Raw genomic sequence first — 16,675 nt, 5'->3', positions numbered from 1 at the left:
GCTATTTCTTAGGACTTCGTATGTTAGGGCTGATGCGGATGTATAGAATACACTTAAACTTGCGCTGAAGGAACAACCTTCTCGGCATATTCGATCGTGCCGCCACCGAGACATTGCTCGCCGAGATAGAAGACAACGGCTTGACCAGGAGTGATTGCTTTTTGTGGAACATCAAAGGCTACATTTATTGTTCCATCTTCCCGCGCAGTAAGAGTCACGCCTTGATCTGGCTGGCGATAGCGGAATTTGGCGGTGCATTTTAGCGGCTCAGAGCCTAGCTCTTGTCCGTTAATCCAGTTCACGCCGGAGGCAATCAGACTAGTGGAGTACAGGCTGTGGTGCTTGTCTCCTTGTACAACATAAAGAATGTTACGGCTAAGGTCTTTCTCAGCCACAAACCAAGGTTCGCCGTTACCGGACCCACCGATACCAAGGCCTTGGCGTTGACCCAATGTATAGTACATAAGTCCATCGTGGCGGCCCTTGATTTCCCCAGTTGCTATATCTACCATATCACCCGATTGTGCAGGGAGATATTGGCTGAGGAATTCACGGAAGTTACGCTCGCCGATGAAGCAGACGCCTGTGCTGTCTTTTTTCTTGGCAGTATAGAGACCAGCTTCCTCGGCAATTCTCCGTACTTCCGGCTTCGGAAGATGACCAATCGGGAACATTGCTTTAGAGAGTTGATACTGTCCCAGCGCGTTCAAGAAATAGGTTTGGTCTTTGTTGTTGTCTACACCGCGTAGCAGCTTGTACACACCATCTTCTTCTATAACACGTGCGTAATGTCCAGTAGCAACATAATCGGCACCAAGCTGAAGGGCTTTGTTCAAAAATTCTCCAAACTTAATCTCGCGGTTGCACATGACGTCAGGATTTGGCGTCCGGCCGGCCTTATATTCATCGAGGAAATAAGAAAATACTTTATCAAAGTATTCCTTCTCGAAATTAACGGTATAGTAAGGAATATCAATCTGCTCGCATACGCGGCGAACATCCTCTGCATCGCTTTCGGCCGTACATACTCCGAACTCGTCGGTATCGTCCCAGTTTTTCATGAAGATGCCGATGACGTCATAGCCCTGCTGCTTGAGCAGAAGCGCCGTGACGGAGGAATCGACCCCTCCGGACATGCCGACGACGACACGGGTGTCTTGTTTTGCTTTTGTCATCGTAATCACCATTTCTGTACCAAAAATACCGGTCATTCATGGAACACCCGGCTCAAAATGTATTATAACATACCTGTCTACTGTAAACCCTAAAATAAGAGGCTGAGAATAGAAAAATGTCCACCAGGGGTGAACATTCTTGCAAAATGTTTCGTTTTCCATTTCATTTGTGACTTCGAATATGATAACATAAACTAAGAGTAATCATCGGAATACCTTGATATGACAAACGCATGACTTACCAAATCAATAGTATACAATAACTAGAAACTAAACTGAAAGAGGTGCCCCTTTGAAAATATCAACCAAAGGACGTTACGGACTAACAATTATGATGGAGCTTGCACTGAAATTTGGTGAAGGACCGACCTCACTTAAGAGTATCGCTGAGAAAAATGGACTTTCTGAACACTATCTGGAGCAGCTAATCGCTCCTCTGCGTAACGCAGGACTTGTAAAAAGTATTCGTGGTGCATACGGTGGATATATTTTATCACGTGAGGCCAGCGCTATTACAGCGGGTGACATCATTCGTGTGCTAGAGGGACCCATTTCTCCTGTGGATTTCACTGAAGAGGATGACGCGGCAAAACGCGATTTATGGCTGCGTATTCGCGATAGCATTGCCGACGTACTGGATTCCACAACGCTTCATGACTTGATTAATTATAAAGAAGAGAGCTTGGCAGACAACTATATGTTCTATATCTAACAGGAATCAGAAATTCCGTGATTTCAAAGGGATTAGGAAGGTTCTTTGGGACTAGATGTCCACAGTTTACCCACCGCGGCAAGTAAGACAGTTAATATCACAAAGTAAATTCCCAAACGTTTGAGATTATGAAAAAGCCCTACTAACCTATATGGTCGGTAGGGCTTTTGTGGTTTACGGATTACCTCAGCCTTGAGTAATATAGAGGCAACGGAGCGTCGTTTATGTAACTTGTGTCTTCGTACAATGTGACAAGGTTAATCCTTGTCAGAGGACAGGAACTTGTAACCATTCCCTTTAAGGATAATAAAAAAAGTTGATCTTCACGAGACCAACCCATAGTTTTTAACTTATACTTTTTTTGAATCATTCTTGCATAAACCATTGGCATCTCAGATGTGAATTTTGCAACAGTTGGTGTATTTGTCCCATATTTAAGCCGGTTTGAAAAACATATTTATTCGTTAATTGGGCTGGCGTAGTTTTTTTATTTCTAATGGTGAATAACCTGCATGACGGTGAGGCCGGGTGGACGGCGGCGGTGCCCCGACCTGCTTTATTTCTGTAACGTTTCCGCTTAATTGGCTTTGTCAGAAGCTTCATAGATTAGGCAGCGAAGGGTCTGATCGGGATAGCGGAACTCCGCGGTATAGCTACTTCCATCTTCCAGCAACAGTTTAACATCCACCATCCCGCGTTTGTTGTTAAACTCGGTATCGGTTAGATAAGCTTTGACAATGGTTCTTGTTTCTCCCTGCTTGTCCGTGATGACCTGCACGGCTTTATGAATCCAACTGGCATCCTTCTGGATGGTGCCGGCTGCGTCGTCGTCGATGGGAGTTCTCTTCAGTGCCCAATTAATGGCTGTCGTATCCTCTACGGCACCGGTTGTTGCATTAATCAACACATCATATTCCCAGAATACCTCGCCTGATCCAAGCAGGGTAAGCTTCTTGTAAGGAGCAAAATGAACTGTCCAGGTTGGACGTTTGTTTAGTCCCAGCTCAATCAGCATTCTCGATGTTTTTAGCTTGGACACATCGGCAGCGAACAGCTTGCGCACACTGTCAGAGGCCAGTGCCTCAGCTTCAGCCTGGCTGATTTTCTGAGGCTGAAGCTGAGGCACAGTCGGATTTCGTTTGGACACGAAGTAATTCAGCCGGTAGTACCAGTCAATCAGCTGTAACAGTTCCTCATCAGTCATACTCCTCTCCGGGTAGGTGTATGTATTGGTTTCTAAATCTAGATACAAATCTGCTTGTCCGGCCTTTAACGGCAGCTGCTGCTTGGGGCGGAGGCCGTCATACGCATACTGATCCTCCAATACTTGTCTGCGGTTGATTTCGGATTCGGTTTGTTCCCGACCTGAAATATGGGGATCTTCTGCCTTGTCTATAAAGTCATAGATTTGCTGGATTTGCGCCGCTGTCATCTGTTGATACAGGTCTTGTTGTATGGTGGATACCGGCGCCGGCGCCTCCACCTTCAGCACGGGTATCGTGCTTTCACTCAAAGCCAGCCGATTACTGCCCTGAATTGACGAACTGTTCTTGGCGAAAACTACGGAATTCATCAGGCTGGGGACGAGCAGCGCACTGGCTGCAAGCACACCAGCTGAAAACAGGATAACAACTAATGTAGCGGACCGCTTTTTCTTGTTCAATCAGATTTACCTCCATTGGGATCTAAGATGATGAATCTTTATACACCTTAACACCAAGTTATTATAGAATAGGAGGATAGTTGTTATGGAGTTGTAAAAAGATCGGATACTTTCCCTTCACCAAGGACAGTTAGGAGTTAATCTCAATTTTGTCCACGTTCTTCTTCAAGAGCCATAGCTACAATGCAAGAAGTGTCTTTACAATAAAGATGTGCCGGAAGCGGGAAGTATTGACTTAGTGTCGTATTTACATCGATGTGATTAGTCATAACATTTCACCTCATTGGGAGTATATGGTCAACACTATAGCATGCTTAGTAGTATGGTTAAAGTTTTATTAACACAAAAAAAGCCCTGCTTGCCATTACGGTAGCAGGGCTTTTTTTGCTTTTATATCTCGACTTCTTCCCAGCCTGGTGGTAGTGGATCTTCAGGTGCAGGCTCTAGATGTTCAGGTGGTTCACTGATAAGTAAAGGTTCTCCAATATCGAGTAAGACAGTTTGTGTTCTTTTCGCTAGTACAATGCCAATCCTGCCGGTGTGGAAACCGGTTATGATACGAACGCGTATGCCAATAGTAATTTCACTAAAATTCATAGGGATTCTCCTTTTTAAGTACCCACACTTTGCCCACAGATCGCCTTGTAGATGAGTGTTTTTTAGTGTAGATACAACTCGGTATAAAAAGTGATATTCCTAATCCCTATGCGGCTTTAACTAACTTCTGATACATCCTTGTAGATGTAGTTAGATAGATGTTTTACATATAGTTATTGTACGTGGAATAAATCCCCAAAATTTGTTGTTTTAACGTTTAGGCTCCCTATTGGGAGCTTTTTTTTATGAAATTGAAATCATGAAAAATTACATTTCCTGCAAAACACTTAGTTTAAGAACATCAGAGTAATCCATGAAGGTTGGCTTCTCGATTACCGAGAGAATGGTCAGGTTAGTCTCGCTACGCAAAAAAAAGGATGCCGCATATTCGCTCGGCATCCTTTTTATGAATCATCAGAAGTTTATTAATAGCTTATTGATTATCACCAAACCAAATGTTCTCTGTACCGGTCCGCGTGTCCGTCCATACGCTCACTAGACGGCCTGTTTGGGGGACGATGGCATTGCCAATGTAGTCCCCAATAAGGGTAATGCCGGTGACGTCAAAGGAAGTTGTCGTTATACGGGTGTTTGTAAACGTCATACCGCCATCTCTAGATGTAGCTAGATAAACATCAAGGTTGAGGGGATTGACTCGATTAGTGTAATAGGTAACGAATATTGCGCCATCCGCAGGGGACACGGTGATGGCTGGGAAAAAGTTTTGGGAGCCCGCTGGACTACCCGTAATGGATATTGGTGTGCCCCAATCCACACCGAAATCAGTGGAAGTAGCAAGAAAAATATCGGCATAACCTTCTCGGAAATCTTGCCATACAGCATAGACATTACCTTGCGTTGTCGGTGCATTAGAAATATCCGCTGCGAGTGAAGGATATGTCAGACATCTAAATGAATATCCCGGCAATGGATCTGGTGGGACTACAACGGTGTCGACCATGGTTTCAGGCGTAAAAGTGACTCCACCGTCTGGGGATGTGCGAATTTTAAGATCAGTATTACCGGGAGGCTGATTGATCCATCCCACGACAACAATCCCATTTAATGTGATTGCTATACCGGGGAATTCTTCAAATTCTTCGACCGAAGACAGCAGGGCGGGACTGAAATAGGTATCACCGCTATCTAGGGAACGATTGAAGAATATCGTATTTCCTGGTATGAATTGGGTGTTGTAATCATGCGTATAACCAGTATATACATTTCCAAAATAGGGACTTGATCCAGCCTTGTCGGTGACAACGACCACCTGGTCATCATTCACAAACTGTCCAAACCCTTGATTCACGATGACTGGCGGTCCGAATGAAGAGGCGTTGTCGACAGAGGTATAGGAAACAATCGACCCGCTGAGACCATCTGAATCGAAGGCATGAGCCAATACTACGAACGTGGTTGGAAAAATATAATCAATATGTGGTGCTTCGATGCCTGCAAATCCTGTAGGTAGCGGTAATAATGTTGTTGTCCAAGTGGCACCTGCGTCAATAGATTTGTATAAACCTATATTGGGAGGGCCTGACCGAAGGTCTACAGCAACGGCAACCATCACCGAAGGATTAAGCCAATTTACCGCGATCGTTGGCTCGAATTGAGCGCTTGTGCTCGGCGAAATTTGAATATTAACCATGCAAAACTCCTTTCGCAATAGAGTTTTTGGTACTTACGGATTCAGCTGGGCTATGAAAGTAAGTTCGGATTGCAGCACTCTTTGATGAGGGATGACGTTGCCTGACGAATCCGTTCCGAATACCGTAATAATCGTGTCTGCGGGTGCATTTCCAGTTACGAGAAATTGGACTTCATATGCTGAATTGCCTGCGATAGTAAAACTGAGAATCTGGCTGGTGTTAGCATTAATATTCAATGAGCTGGAGTAGACTAAAGCCTTACTAACAAAGGTATTCCATACGTAAACGTGATAGACTACGTTAGATGAAAAACTAAGGTTGTCATTGTCGATGTTAATGACCACGTTGGATGCTGGAGTAGTTCCTGTGTTCGTAATGATACCTGTTGTACTTGCCATGAGCTTCACCTCTTCTATTAGTTTGCTATATATTATGAATTGAGGTTCATTGTGTTTGGACAAGGGAATCAGATATATTGCGGAAATATTGCGATCTAACAATGGGTATCAGAAAATCAAGAAGCAATCACCGATAAAAACAGGGTGGTTGCTTCTTTTTTAGGCGCAATAAATCCTCTAAGAGGCATTCACACAGGCACAAAGGTGGAATTTAAATATACTAATCGTATACTCCAATGTAGAGAGAGGTAAAAATCATGGCGGATGTAGGGGTAGTTATGCCTTTGTATACCCAAAAGCCGGAATTTCTCCGGCAAGCTCTGGAGTCTGTGCTGCGCCAAACCTTCACCGAATTTCGACTGGTCATTGTGATTGATGGTGCGCCAGAAATGGAACCGCTTGTGAGATCTATCATTGCCGAGGATCCGAGGGTTACAATTATCTCTTATGTACAGAACAGGGGTATCGCACATGCGCTGAATACGGGCTTTGATCTTTTGTTTAGCGATCCCAGTATTCAGTATTTGAGTTGGGTCTCCAGCGATAATGTTTATGAACCCCGTTTTCTCGAAATTCTTCGAGGTGCTCTAGTGAAGGGGCCGCAGGAGCTAGGGATCGTGTACAGTTCTTTTCAAAGTATAGATAACGAGGGAACCCTACTTCATAACGAACATCAACTAGCTACTCAGCGAAATTATCAGTCACAGCCCAAAGAGAGCTTGCTGGATTACTCGCTTATTGGCGTTTCTTTCATGTACAAATCGCAGGTTGCGAAGCTTGTTGGAGCGTATGGAATGGAACCGGTGGAGGATTATGATTACTGGCTTAGAATGGCTGAACATTGTGATATTCGCTTTATCCCCGTGGAGCTGGTTAAATATCGTGTGGATTCTACTTTTAGTGTATCTGCACAGCTACATTCCACTGAAAATCATCGTAGATGGAGATATACGTATCATTTGACCCGCCATCAGGCGCGATTCCGTAGAGGGATTCGTCCTATGATTACCGTTTTATTTCCAGTAGTGAATGCTTGTGCGGATGAAATTGCGAGGATAGAGAATCTGTATGAACAAACGTATAGTAATTATGAGTGTCGGGTGCTGGATTTATCACTAACGGGTCACCCCTCTGCTCTACTGGGTTCAATCCCTCATCCAGCAACGGAGTTCGTTAGGATGCCAGGAGTTGTGGAGTCGCACGCGATTTGTGGAGCGCTAGAGCACTTGTCCACTCCTTACACGATAGTTTTAGGTCCCAAGATCTTCATAGGAGCACTCGATATTGAATACATGCTGGAGGCTTTGATTACTACCGGTGGGGACACGATCTCCAATTATTATACGGATGATCATAGCTTGATTGGATTTCGGCACAGACATGTCCCATCGACCAAAACTCACTACTATAATGAGCTGTTTCGAAGCGCAGATTTGTATGATTTGTTGAAGATCTATTTTTCCTAAAATAATATGCGAATGAGTGATCGTAATGAAGATTTTGTTCACCTTTTACAACCCGAGCGGAGGCATGCAAACCCTGAACCGAGTGCGCTGCCAAGCGCTACATGATCGCGGTGTTGAGTGCCACTTGTTGTACACGCACCCTGGAAAAGGGCAGCAAAATATCCGTAACATCCAAACGTATATTACAAATAATGATGACGAGATCAGGGAATTGCTCAGTCGGGAAGCCTTTGATTTGATTGTAGTGTGTACTGATATTTATTTAGCAGAGAGGTTCAGAGGGTTTGGTTACAAGGGGCCGCTTGTTTTTGAGGTGCAGGGATTAGGGACATTAGATGAAGCGGAGCAAGTCGTTAATAATTTTAATGAGCGGATTCACAAGCTAACCGATGCACTGCTCTATCCAGAAACCACCCATTTGCAGACCCTTTTTAAAGGTGGATTCCCCTCCATTCCTCAATATTGCTTTGACAATCCGATCGATTGCGATCAGTTTGGCTATACCAATTATCCCGCAAAAAGCTTTCCCATCCTAGGCTGGGTAGGACGAATTCAAACAAATAAGAACTGGAGAGAATTTCTACAAATCGGACAAAGGCTGCTGGCGATCCATCCCGAGCTTTATTTATGGATTTTTCAGGATGATACGTTATTTGAGCCGGAGCAAAAAAAGAGCTTCGAACAATTTGTAGCCGAGACTGGGATTGCTTCACGTTTGATTTCGCATTCTAATGTTCCTCATGAGCAGATGGCAGATTATATGAGCATTATTGGTGATTCGGGAGGTCTGCTCTGCTCCACCTCTATTCTTGAAGGATTTGGGTACGCGGTAGCTGAGGCGATGTTGTGTCGTTGTCCTGTACTTACTACGGATTCAGATGGCATTCGGAGATTAGTCATTAATAATCATACTGGAAAAATATACACGAGAGGGCAGCTGGATGAAGCTGTGAATGCTGCTTTATCATTAATGCATGATCCAGCACTGCGGGACAGAATTAGGATGAATGGCGAATGGCATATCCGAAACAATCTTTCCTCCGGGCTGTATGCGGACAGATTTCTACAGATGTCTCAGCAATTGCTGAGACGTCGGTCTAAGATTGAGCGTCGATGGTCTTAACTCTGCGGCTAACCCGCAGGGTTAAGGATTTTTTTCATGGATTAACAACGAGGTCAGAATTAGCGTCAATAAAAAGATTAGATTTATACCTATCATCTGATCTATATCTCTTTAATTAATTCCTTCGTATCATTCCGAACATTTCCCACAGCCGTGGAAACTGGATAAGCTCTCATTTGTTGTTGATCATACGGCTTCAGGAGCTTTATTAGAGAGGTAGTGTCCTGATTGCCGCGGCTCAGCCACTCTGCCTCATCCTCAGGCTTCAAAATAACCGGCATGCGATTATGGATTTCAGCCATAAGCTCGTTCGGAGTAGTCGTTATAATCGTGCAGGTACTTAATTTATTCCCCTCAGGGTCCATCCAAATATCATATAATCCGGCCATGGAGAAAATCCCCCCATCGCGCATCACGATCCGCATGGGTTGTTTGCTGCTGCCTTGCATCTTCCATTCATAGAATCCATCGGAAGGGATAATGCATCGGCGTGAGCTTACTAATCGTTTGAACGAAGGCTTCTCCAGCAGCGATTCTGCCCGGGCATTGATCATTTTACTGCCGATTTTGTCATCCTTGGCCCATGATGGGACCAGACCCCAACGCAGTTCACCAAGCTTATTGCTGGAGCCTGTATTAATGACTGCCGGAATTTGCTGCATGGGCGCAGCGTTATATTTTGGGGCATAGTGGACAATGGTTGAATCATTCGCAAAATATCTGACCATCAGCTCTTCCATGGTGACGGTTATTGTATAACGTCCGCACATTATTTACACTCCCCAGTCAGTAGATTAGTAGTTCGCTCAGTTTACAGCTTAAATTAGTCATGTTATGCTCGAAATATTTCTTATTATAAACGAAGCGGAATGAATGAAGAAAGAGGTGCGCATTGGTGATTCTGGTAAGCTCTTGTCTAGCTGGCATGAAAGTGAGATATAATGGTACGGATTGTTTGGATGAGAAAATTCAGAAGCTTTTGAATGAGAATCAAGCGATTGCTGTGTGTCCAGAATTACTGGGAGGATTTTCTACGCCTAGAGAGCCAGCCGAAATCATTGGTGGGAATGGCGAGGATGTGCTGGCAGGGACGGCTAAAGTGGTGGATCGTTCAGGTACAGATGTTACAGATATGTATTTAAAGGGTGCTTATATCACGCTTGCAAAAGCTCAAGAGGTCTCAGCTACGATGGTAGTGCTTAAAGAAAACAGTCCTTCTTGCGGCAGCGGCATGATTTATAATGGGGAATTTAAAGGAAAGAAAATAGCGGGAAATGGCGTTACTACAGCTTTACTTAGAAAAAATGGCATTGAGGTAACCTCTGAAGAGAACTGGCTATTATAATCCTAGCATTCATAGGGAAATGATTACAATATTGTGTTCTTTCACTTGTGGAAAACTCACTTCTCGCGCGGTATAATTTAATAGTTGCAAGTATAAACGTCTTCGGCGTCCTTATAAGGACGGTTAGCGTTTAAGCGAGAAATATAAGAATAATGTATAACATGAAACTTATACCTTCTTATATTTTTAGAAGAACTAGTTTCCTATACTGTAGAAGCGGAGAAATAAATATGAAATCCATCTATTTGGACCACGCCGCATCAACCCCGGTTCATCCCGAGGTGGCTAAGGTCATGCTGAATATAATGACAGAACAATACGGAAATGCATCGAGTGTACATCAGTTCGGGCGTTCAGCTAAAAGAATATTGAATGGGGCGCGCGATTCCATCGCCGCCTTTTTGGGCTGTTCATCTGAAGAGTGGGTGTTCACTGGAGGCGGCACAGAAAGTGACAATTTAGCGCTCTATGGAGCAGCAGCTGCAGTTTCCCATAAAGGAAAACATATTATTACCACCCAGATCGAGCATCATGCAGTGTTACATACCTGCGAAGAGCTAGAGAAGGAAGGTTTCAAAGTAACCTATCTTCCTGTGGATTCGAAGGGCAGGGTATCCGTCACAGACGTAGAGGCTGCGTTGCAGGAAGACACGGTGCTTATCAGCGTAATGTATGCCAACAATGAGGTAGGCACTGTTCAGCCCATTCAGGAGATTGGTCAGCTCGCAAGAGAACGGGGAATTCTGTTCCATGTAGATGCTGTACAAGCTCTTGGTGCCCTTCCAATTACATTACGGGAGCTTCCAGTAGATTACATGAGCTTTACCGCTCATAAAATCAATGGGCCTCAAGGGATCGGGGGGCTATACGTCCGAAGCGGAGCGCCGCTGCATCCAAGACTTCATGGCGGCCTTCAGGAGCGTGGCAGACGTGCCGGAACAGAGAATCTGGCCGGAGCTGCTGGATTTGCCAAAGCCGTTGAGATAGCCGTTAAGGGTCTTTTAGAACGTCAACAGAATATGAAGCTCCTGCGCAATAGACTACTCGAGGAGCTGGATACTCTGATTGGACGAGAGAGTTATTCGCTTAACGGTAATCCCGAGCATTTTTTATCTAGTATTCTGAATTTGAGCTTCCCAGGGGCTGGGACAGATGTTATGCTGATGAACCTGGATATGGAGGGGATTGCGGCAGCGAGTGGTTCGGCTTGCACGTCAGGATCACTGGAAATATCTCATGTTCTGAAAGCAATGGGACTTCCCCAAAATATTTTAGAGTCCGCGATTCGATTTAGTATCGGTTTGGGTAATACTACTGAAGAAATCGAGTACGTTGCTCGAAAAGTTGAAACCATTTTGAATCGCCTACGTAAATGAGACTAGTTACTCTAGGTTTCGATCTGTATCGAGGCGATTCGGGCTTTTGGCTTTCTGAGAACTCGTAAGTACACTCAAAGTGAGGGGACCGAGGCAGCCATGAGACTACAAGATCTGATCGGCTTGGCTGTATTTGAAGTTGAAGAGGGGAATGAAATCGGCAAGATTGTCGATATCCTACTCGATTCAAACTGGAATATTACGGGTATTGAACTGGAAAGCAAATCTTTTTTTGGTGGCCATGTGAAATTTGTGGCATGGAAAGATATTGTGGCCTACGGCGAGGATGCTGTCATGATTCGTAGTAAAGAGTCGATTGATAAGACAGATGCCGATCATATACCTTGTACTTTTCTATTAGGAAAGAACAAACTTAAGGATTTGAAAGTACTAACTACAACGGGAACTATACTTGGACGAATATCGGATGTTTATTTTGACCAAAAGTTGGGAAACACAATAGGAGCGCTGGAAATCAGTGACGGGCTTGTGACTGATTTGATCGAAGGCCGAAAATGGCTGCCTTGTTCTGATGAGATGTCCATTGGTGAGAATGCTTTAATGGTTCCTGCGATGAGCGAAGAACGGCTACAAAAAGCCATTAATATTGTTAACGGATAGGTGGAATGTATTATATGAAGTGTCCAAATTGTAACTCTAAAGATATCGGAAAGATTGGTTCCCACCAGTTCTATTGCTGGGGCTGTTTCATTGAATTGACGGTAAACGGCGAGAAAATGTCGGTGTATCAGGTTGAAGAAGACGGTACACTCAGCTCGCTGGACGATCTGTTCTCCGGTGATGATATGACTCAGGATTTCCCGCAAATTCATGCGTCGTCTTAACTATGAATCTTGCTTTGTAAGCAAGAATGATCTATGCACTTAAAGCGTCAATCTCCTTTCAGCTGAAATCAGCTGCAGGGTTATTGACGCTTTTTTTGGGTTCCCCGCAAAGCATCGAAGCAAAGGCTTCACTTTGTGGGGTTATTTTGTGTGCTTGATGGTTATTTTGCTGCGGCCATACATATACTTATTTACGAAGCTAGTCCAGGCTACAGTCGCAGGAGGGTACACTCATGGAGCAATGGTCCCAAAGAAAGTGGTTCCGCTGGATGATCGGAGTGCTGCTCTCTCTGATCATTTTATATTTTGTTTGGTTGCTTCGTCCGATGCTGCAGGGGATATTTGTATTTTTGAAGGCAATCCTCGCTCCATTTCTGGCAGCTATGATTATTTCCTACGTGCTGAATCCCGTCGTTAGTATGCTGGCCGGGCGGAAGATGCCGCGTAGTGTAGCTGTTCTACTTATATATGCAGTGTTTTTAACGGCCATTGCAGTGATCGCAATTAACCTTATCCCGATGTTTATCGAGCAGCTTGAAGAGCTGAATGAACATTTGCCAGAGATGACGCTGCAAGCCCAAGGGCTGATGCGACATATGAATTCTAGACTGATACCGCCAGGGGTCGAGATGGGGATGAACAATTGGTTTTTTCAATTGGAAAGTCGCCTCGCAGAAGGGATTTCTAACTTTCTCGATAATATAGGGACAACGATTAACGTGCTGTTCAATGCTTTTATCGTGCCGTTTCTAGTGTTCTATATTCTGAAGGATTTTGACGTGTTTGAACGGACGGTGGTCTCTTGTCTGCCCCGCGCACGGCGTAAGTCTATTGTGACTTTGTTAAAAGATATCGATGATGCACTCGGCAACTACATTCGTGGACAGTTTCTCGTCTGCATTATTATAGGTGTGCTTGCTTATATCGGTTATGCCATCATCGGAATGCCGTATGCTTTACTGTTTGCCAGTGTGGTGGCAGTGTTCAATATTGTTCCGTATATGGGTCCCTTTTTGGGGGCTGCACCAGCCATTGTGATGGCTTCGACCGTTTCTTTTCGTTTAGTGCTGCTGGTTGCAGTGGTTAACACAGTGTGCCAAATCGTGGAAAGTAACATTATTTCACCTCAGGTGGTGGGAAAGAAGCTGCATTTGCATCCGTTGCTCATTATTTTTGCGCTTCTGGTTGGCGGCGAATTGGCGGGAATGATCGGACTTATTCTTGCTGTACCGTTCTTTGCGGCTGCAAAAGTCGTTATTCAACACTTTATGACGTATTTAATCAAACGAAAGCCCGTATAAATAGGGTAAAACATTGACTATAGTCAGCAGTTTTGTATATAATGTTGGGGAATATTACTGATGAACAATCAGTATATATAGTTGATCGATGATGAGGAGTATTAATTCTATACCGTTATTGCAGAGAGCCGGCACTAAGGTGCGAGCCGGTTAACGGAACGGAGTGAACTCACCTCGGAGTAACGGCGCAAGTTTCAGGATAGTCCACTAGATATAATGGATGTCCTAGGTGAACCGCCGTCGCCTCACCCCCGCTAAAGGGTGCAAAGTGAGTGGCAGAATAAAGTATATTCAGCCGCTAACTAGGGTGGTACCACGGGAATTATAACCTCTCGTCCCTAGCGATAATACGCTAGGGATGGGAGGTTTTTTTGTAAATATAAGAGGGTATAGGTTTCCCGAAATACTTCATGTCTTATATTTCTCGCATAAACGCTTACCGTCCTTATAAGGATGCCGATGGCGTTTATGCTTGGTTAAGAAATCTAAGTAGTAATACTCCAAGGAGGAGCAGACAATGAGCGACAATCAAACAAACAGTATACCTGCCGGCGGTTACCGGGCGCAGGCTATTGAGCCCAAGTGGCAAAAGTTCTGGGATGAGAACAAAAGTTTCAAGACAGGTGAAGATCCAACCAAACCAAATTTCTATGCACTCGATATGTTCCCGTACCCTTCAGGTGCAGGACTGCACGTAGGTCATCCAGAAGGCTACACAGCAACGGATATCGTATCCCGCTACAAACGGATGCGTGGTTTTAACGTGCTGCACCCAATGGGCTGGGATGCTTTTGGACTTCCTGCAGAGCAATATGCGATGGATACGGGTCAGCATCCACGTGATTTTACAGATAAGAACATCGATAACTTCCGTCGTCAGATCAAATCGCTGGGTTTCTCCTACGACTGGGATCGTGAGATCAGCACTACAGATCCGGATTATTACAAATGGACGCAGTGGATTTTCATCCAGTTGTACAACAAAGGCTTGGCTTATGTAGCAGAAGTACCTGTTAACTGGTGTGAGGCACTGGGGACAGTACTTGCCAACGAAGAAGTTATTGATGGTAAAAGTGAGCGTGGAGGACATCCGGTTGTCCGCAAACCGATGCGTCAGTGGATTCTGAGAATTACGGAATACGCTGAGCGTCTGCTTGAAGATCTGGAAGAGCTGGATTGGTCTGAGAGCATCAAGGATATGCAGCGTAACTGGATCGGCAAATCCACAGGTGCAGAAGTGAACTTTGAAATTGAAGGTCACGACGCTAGCCTGACCGTGTTTACAACACGTCCAGATACATTGTTCGGAGCAAGCTACTGCGTATTGGCACCAGAGCATGAACTGGTTGATGCCATTACAACAGAAGCACAACGTACAGCGATTTCAGAATATCGTGTGAAAGCTTCCCATAAGAGCGATCTTGAACGTACAGATTTGGCTAAAGAGAAGAGTGGTGTATTCACGGGTGCATATGCAATCAATCCTGTGAATGGCGCTAAGGCACCGATCTGGATTGCAGATTATGTACTTGCTGGATATGGAACGGGTGCGATCATGGCGGTTCCAGGTCACGATACACGCGACTGGGAATTTGCTAAACAATTCGGCCTGAATATCGTGGAAGTCGTGCAAGGTGGCAACGTTGAAGAAGAGGCGTATTCCGGAGACGGACCGCATGTCAATTCTGATTTCTTGAATGGACTTAAGAATGAAGAAGCGATTGCGAAGATGATTGCTTGGCTGGAAGAGAAGGGCGTAGGTAAAGGTAAAGTAACCTATCGTCTGCGTGATTGGCTGTTCAGCCGTCAACGCTACTGGGGAGAGCCGATTCCAATTCTGCATTTGGAAGACGGTACAATGAAGACCGTTCCGGTTGATCAGCTGCCATTGGTGCTGCCTGATGTGGATGCGATTAAACCTTCAGGTACTGGGGAGTCTCCACTTGCGAATGTAACAGAGTGGGTAGAAACGATCGATCCTGAAACTGGTATGAAGGCTCGTCGTGAGACGAACACCATGCCGCAATGGGCGGGTAGCTGCTGGTATTACCTGCGTTATATTGATCCGAAAAATGATCAAGAGCTATGCTCCCCTGAGAAGCAAAAAGCATGGCTTCCAGTGGATCTGTACATTGGCGGAGCCGAGCATGCCGTACTTCACTTGCTCTATGCTCGTTTCTGGCACAAAGTGCTTTATGATATCGGCGTAGTGGAAACGAAAGAGCCTTTCCATAAGCTGGTTAACCAAGGTATGATTCTTGGAAATAACAATGAAAAAATGAGTAAATCACGCGGAAATGTTATCAACCCTGATGAGATTGTTGAAGCTTTCGGTGCGGATACACTGCGTGTCTATGAAATGTTTATGGGTCCTCTGGAAGCAACCAAGCCTTGGAATGAAAAAGGTGTTGAAGGGGTTCATCGGTTCTTGTCCCGCGTATGGCGCCTGTTCGTGAATGAGGAAGGTAAGCTCAATTCCAAAATCACAGCAGATGGCGGCACGGATGAGTTCAAACGTACTTGGCACAAAACGATTAAGAAAGTCACTGAGGATTTCGAGCATCTGCGTTTCAATACGGCGATTAGCCAGTTGATGATTTTCATTAACGATGCCTACAAGCAAGAAACGTTGTCCCAGGAAGCTGCGGAACACTTTGTACAAATGTTGTCGCCACTGGCGCCGCATATTGCTGAAGAGCTGTGGCAACTGCTCGGTCATGAAGGAAGCATCAGCTACGTGGCTTGGCCAACTTATGATGAAGCATGGACAGTTGATGCTGAGGTTGAAATCGTTATTCAGGTGAATGGTAAAATCGTACAACGCGCATTGATTCCGCTGGATATGGGTCAGGAAGAAATGCAAGCTCACGCGCTGTCACTCCCTAATGTGAGTGCAGCTGTAGAAGGTAAAACCGTACGCAAGATTATTGCGGTTTCTGGCAAGCTTGTAAATATTGTAGTGGGTTAAGCGAAGAACGCAATTCTGCCCGCAGCATCGGAGAAATCCGTGCTGCGGGCTTTG

The 16,675-nt window shown here is 44.9% G+C and carries 16 protein-coding genes; 9 read left to right on the top strand and 7 right to left on the bottom strand.

Annotated elements, in window-relative coordinates; translation table 11 throughout:
* Positions 1–53: 53 nt before the first annotated feature.
* Positions 54–1,175 (bottom strand): tRNA 2-thiouridine(34) synthase MnmA, encoded by a 1,122-nt coding sequence (mnmA, locus tag QNH28_RS23100; protein ID WP_283912243.1) that lies wholly within the window; start codon positions 1,173–1,175, stop codon positions 54–56.
* A gap of 292 nt (positions 1,176–1,467) precedes the next feature.
* On the opposite strand from mnmA, the gene cymR reads away from it, so the two are divergent.
* Positions 1,468–1,887: a cysteine metabolism transcriptional regulator CymR gene (gene cymR / locus QNH28_RS23095; RefSeq protein WP_042191066.1), complete on the top strand. Its 420-nt coding sequence runs from the start codon at positions 1,468–1,470 to the stop codon at positions 1,885–1,887.
* Positions 1,888–2,464: 577 nt separating this feature from the next.
* On the opposite strand, the gene QNH28_RS23090 is transcribed toward cymR, so the two are convergent.
* The 5 genes from QNH28_RS23090 to QNH28_RS23070 all read right to left on the bottom strand — a co-directional run bounded on the left by QNH28_RS23090 (position 2,465) and on the right by QNH28_RS23070 (position 6,197).
* Positions 2,465–3,460: a hypothetical protein gene (locus QNH28_RS23090; protein ID WP_283908715.1), complete on the bottom strand. Its 996-nt coding sequence runs from the start codon at positions 3,458–3,460 to the stop codon at positions 2,465–2,467.
* A gap of 233 nt (positions 3,461–3,693) precedes the next feature.
* Positions 3,694–3,819, bottom strand: a complete 126-nt coding sequence (locus QNH28_RS23085) for a hypothetical protein (RefSeq protein ID WP_283908714.1) — start codon at positions 3,817–3,819, stop codon at positions 3,694–3,696.
* Between the two features lie 121 nt (positions 3,820–3,940).
* Positions 3,941–4,147 (bottom strand): hypothetical protein, encoded by a 207-nt coding sequence (locus QNH28_RS23080; RefSeq protein WP_283908713.1) that lies wholly within the window; start codon positions 4,145–4,147, stop codon positions 3,941–3,943.
* A gap of 433 nt (positions 4,148–4,580) precedes the next feature.
* Positions 4,581–5,798, bottom strand: coding sequence for a sialidase family protein (locus tag QNH28_RS23075; RefSeq protein WP_283908712.1), 1,218 nt, complete (start codon positions 5,796–5,798; stop codon positions 4,581–4,583).
* Positions 5,799–5,831: 33 nt separating this feature from the next.
* Entirely contained in the window at positions 5,832–6,197 is a 366-nt protein-coding gene (locus QNH28_RS23070; RefSeq protein WP_283908711.1) for a hypothetical protein, read from the bottom strand.
* Between the two features lie 257 nt (positions 6,198–6,454).
* On the opposite strand from QNH28_RS23070, the gene QNH28_RS23065 reads away from it, so the two are divergent.
* On the top strand, positions 6,455–7,663 hold the full coding sequence (locus QNH28_RS23065; protein ID WP_283908710.1) for a glycosyltransferase family 2 protein: 1,209 nt from the start codon (positions 6,455–6,457) through the stop codon (positions 7,661–7,663).
* Positions 7,664–7,688: 25 nt separating this feature from the next.
* Complete coding sequence (locus tag QNH28_RS23060) at positions 7,689–8,786, top strand: glycosyltransferase family 4 protein (RefSeq protein ID WP_283908709.1); 1,098 nt, start codon at positions 7,689–7,691, stop codon at positions 8,784–8,786.
* Positions 8,787–8,887: 101 nt separating this feature from the next.
* Here QNH28_RS23060 and QNH28_RS23055 read toward each other — a convergent pair whose 3' ends face one another.
* Positions 8,888–9,556, bottom strand: coding sequence for an SOS response-associated peptidase (locus tag QNH28_RS23055; RefSeq protein ID WP_283908708.1), 669 nt, complete (start codon positions 9,554–9,556; stop codon positions 8,888–8,890).
* A gap of 125 nt (positions 9,557–9,681) precedes the next feature.
* On the opposite strand from QNH28_RS23055, the gene QNH28_RS23050 reads away from it, so the two are divergent.
* The 6 genes from QNH28_RS23050 (at position 9,682) to leuS (ending at position 16,621) form a co-directional block, all read left to right on the top strand.
* The gene (locus tag QNH28_RS23050) at positions 9,682–10,131 is read left to right on the top strand and encodes a 2-thiouracil desulfurase family protein (protein ID WP_283908707.1); all 450 of its coding nucleotides are present in this window, start codon (positions 9,682–9,684) and stop codon (positions 10,129–10,131) included.
* A gap of 230 nt (positions 10,132–10,361) precedes the next feature.
* Positions 10,362–11,507 (top strand): cysteine desulfurase family protein, encoded by a 1,146-nt coding sequence (locus QNH28_RS23045; RefSeq protein ID WP_283908706.1) that lies wholly within the window; start codon positions 10,362–10,364, stop codon positions 11,505–11,507.
* Between the two features lie 99 nt (positions 11,508–11,606).
* Positions 11,607–12,128, top strand: a complete 522-nt coding sequence (locus QNH28_RS23040; RefSeq protein ID WP_042191050.1) for a PRC-barrel domain-containing protein — start codon at positions 11,607–11,609, stop codon at positions 12,126–12,128.
* Positions 12,129–12,142: 14 nt separating this feature from the next.
* Positions 12,143–12,352 (top strand): hypothetical protein, encoded by a 210-nt coding sequence (locus QNH28_RS23035; RefSeq protein WP_036677557.1) that lies wholly within the window; start codon positions 12,143–12,145, stop codon positions 12,350–12,352.
* A 233-nt stretch (positions 12,353–12,585) separates the two neighbouring features.
* Complete coding sequence (locus tag QNH28_RS23030) at positions 12,586–13,653, top strand: AI-2E family transporter (protein WP_283908705.1); 1,068 nt, start codon at positions 12,586–12,588, stop codon at positions 13,651–13,653.
* A 517-nt stretch (positions 13,654–14,170) separates the two neighbouring features.
* The gene (gene leuS / locus QNH28_RS23025; RefSeq protein ID WP_283908704.1) at positions 14,171–16,621 is read left to right on the top strand and encodes a leucine--tRNA ligase; all 2,451 of its coding nucleotides are present in this window, start codon (positions 14,171–14,173) and stop codon (positions 16,619–16,621) included.
* The last annotated feature ends 54 nt before the right edge of the window (positions 16,622–16,675 follow it).

It is taken from the genome of Paenibacillus sp. G2S3 (genome assembly GCF_030123105.1).
In the GTDB taxonomy this organism is placed as follows: Bacteria; Bacillota; Bacilli; order Paenibacillales; family Paenibacillaceae; genus Paenibacillus_AQ.
This window is presented reverse-complemented; position numbering and strand designations above follow the sequence as displayed.

Excerpts from the sequence above, each read along its gene's own strand:
- mnmA (WP_283912243.1), bottom strand. The coding sequence starts at position 1,175 with ATGACAAAAGCAAAACAAGACACCCGTGTCGTCGTCGGCATGTCCGGA.
- QNH28_RS23090 (WP_283908715.1), bottom strand. The coding sequence starts at position 3,460 with ATGAATTCCGTAGTTTTCGCCAAGAACAGTTCGTCAATTCAGGGCAGT.
- QNH28_RS23085 (WP_283908714.1), bottom strand. The coding sequence starts at position 3,819 with ATGACTAATCACATCGATGTAAATACGACACTAAGTCAATACTTCCCG.
- QNH28_RS23080 (WP_283908713.1), bottom strand. The coding sequence starts at position 4,147 with ATGAATTTTAGTGAAATTACTATTGGCATACGCGTTCGTATCATAACC.
- QNH28_RS23075 (WP_283908712.1), bottom strand. The coding sequence starts at position 5,798 with ATGGTTAATATTCAAATTTCGCCGAGCACAAGCGCTCAATTCGAGCCA.
- QNH28_RS23070 (WP_283908711.1), bottom strand. The coding sequence starts at position 6,197 with ATGGCAAGTACAACAGGTATCATTACGAACACAGGAACTACTCCAGCA.
- QNH28_RS23065 (WP_283908710.1), top strand. The coding sequence starts at position 6,455 with ATGGCGGATGTAGGGGTAGTTATGCCTTTGTATACCCAAAAGCCGGAA.
- QNH28_RS23060 (WP_283908709.1), top strand. The coding sequence starts at position 7,689 with ATGAAGATTTTGTTCACCTTTTACAACCCGAGCGGAGGCATGCAAACC.
- QNH28_RS23055 (WP_283908708.1), bottom strand. The coding sequence starts at position 9,556 with ATGTGCGGACGTTATACAATAACCGTCACCATGGAAGAGCTGATGGTC.
- QNH28_RS23045 (WP_283908706.1), top strand. The coding sequence starts at position 10,362 with ATGAAATCCATCTATTTGGACCACGCCGCATCAACCCCGGTTCATCCC.
- QNH28_RS23040 (WP_042191050.1), top strand. The coding sequence starts at position 11,607 with ATGAGACTACAAGATCTGATCGGCTTGGCTGTATTTGAAGTTGAAGAG.
- QNH28_RS23035 (WP_036677557.1), top strand. The coding sequence starts at position 12,143 with ATGAAGTGTCCAAATTGTAACTCTAAAGATATCGGAAAGATTGGTTCC.
- QNH28_RS23030 (WP_283908705.1), top strand. The coding sequence starts at position 12,586 with ATGGAGCAATGGTCCCAAAGAAAGTGGTTCCGCTGGATGATCGGAGTG.
- leuS (WP_283908704.1), top strand. The coding sequence starts at position 14,171 with ATGAGCGACAATCAAACAAACAGTATACCTGCCGGCGGTTACCGGGCG.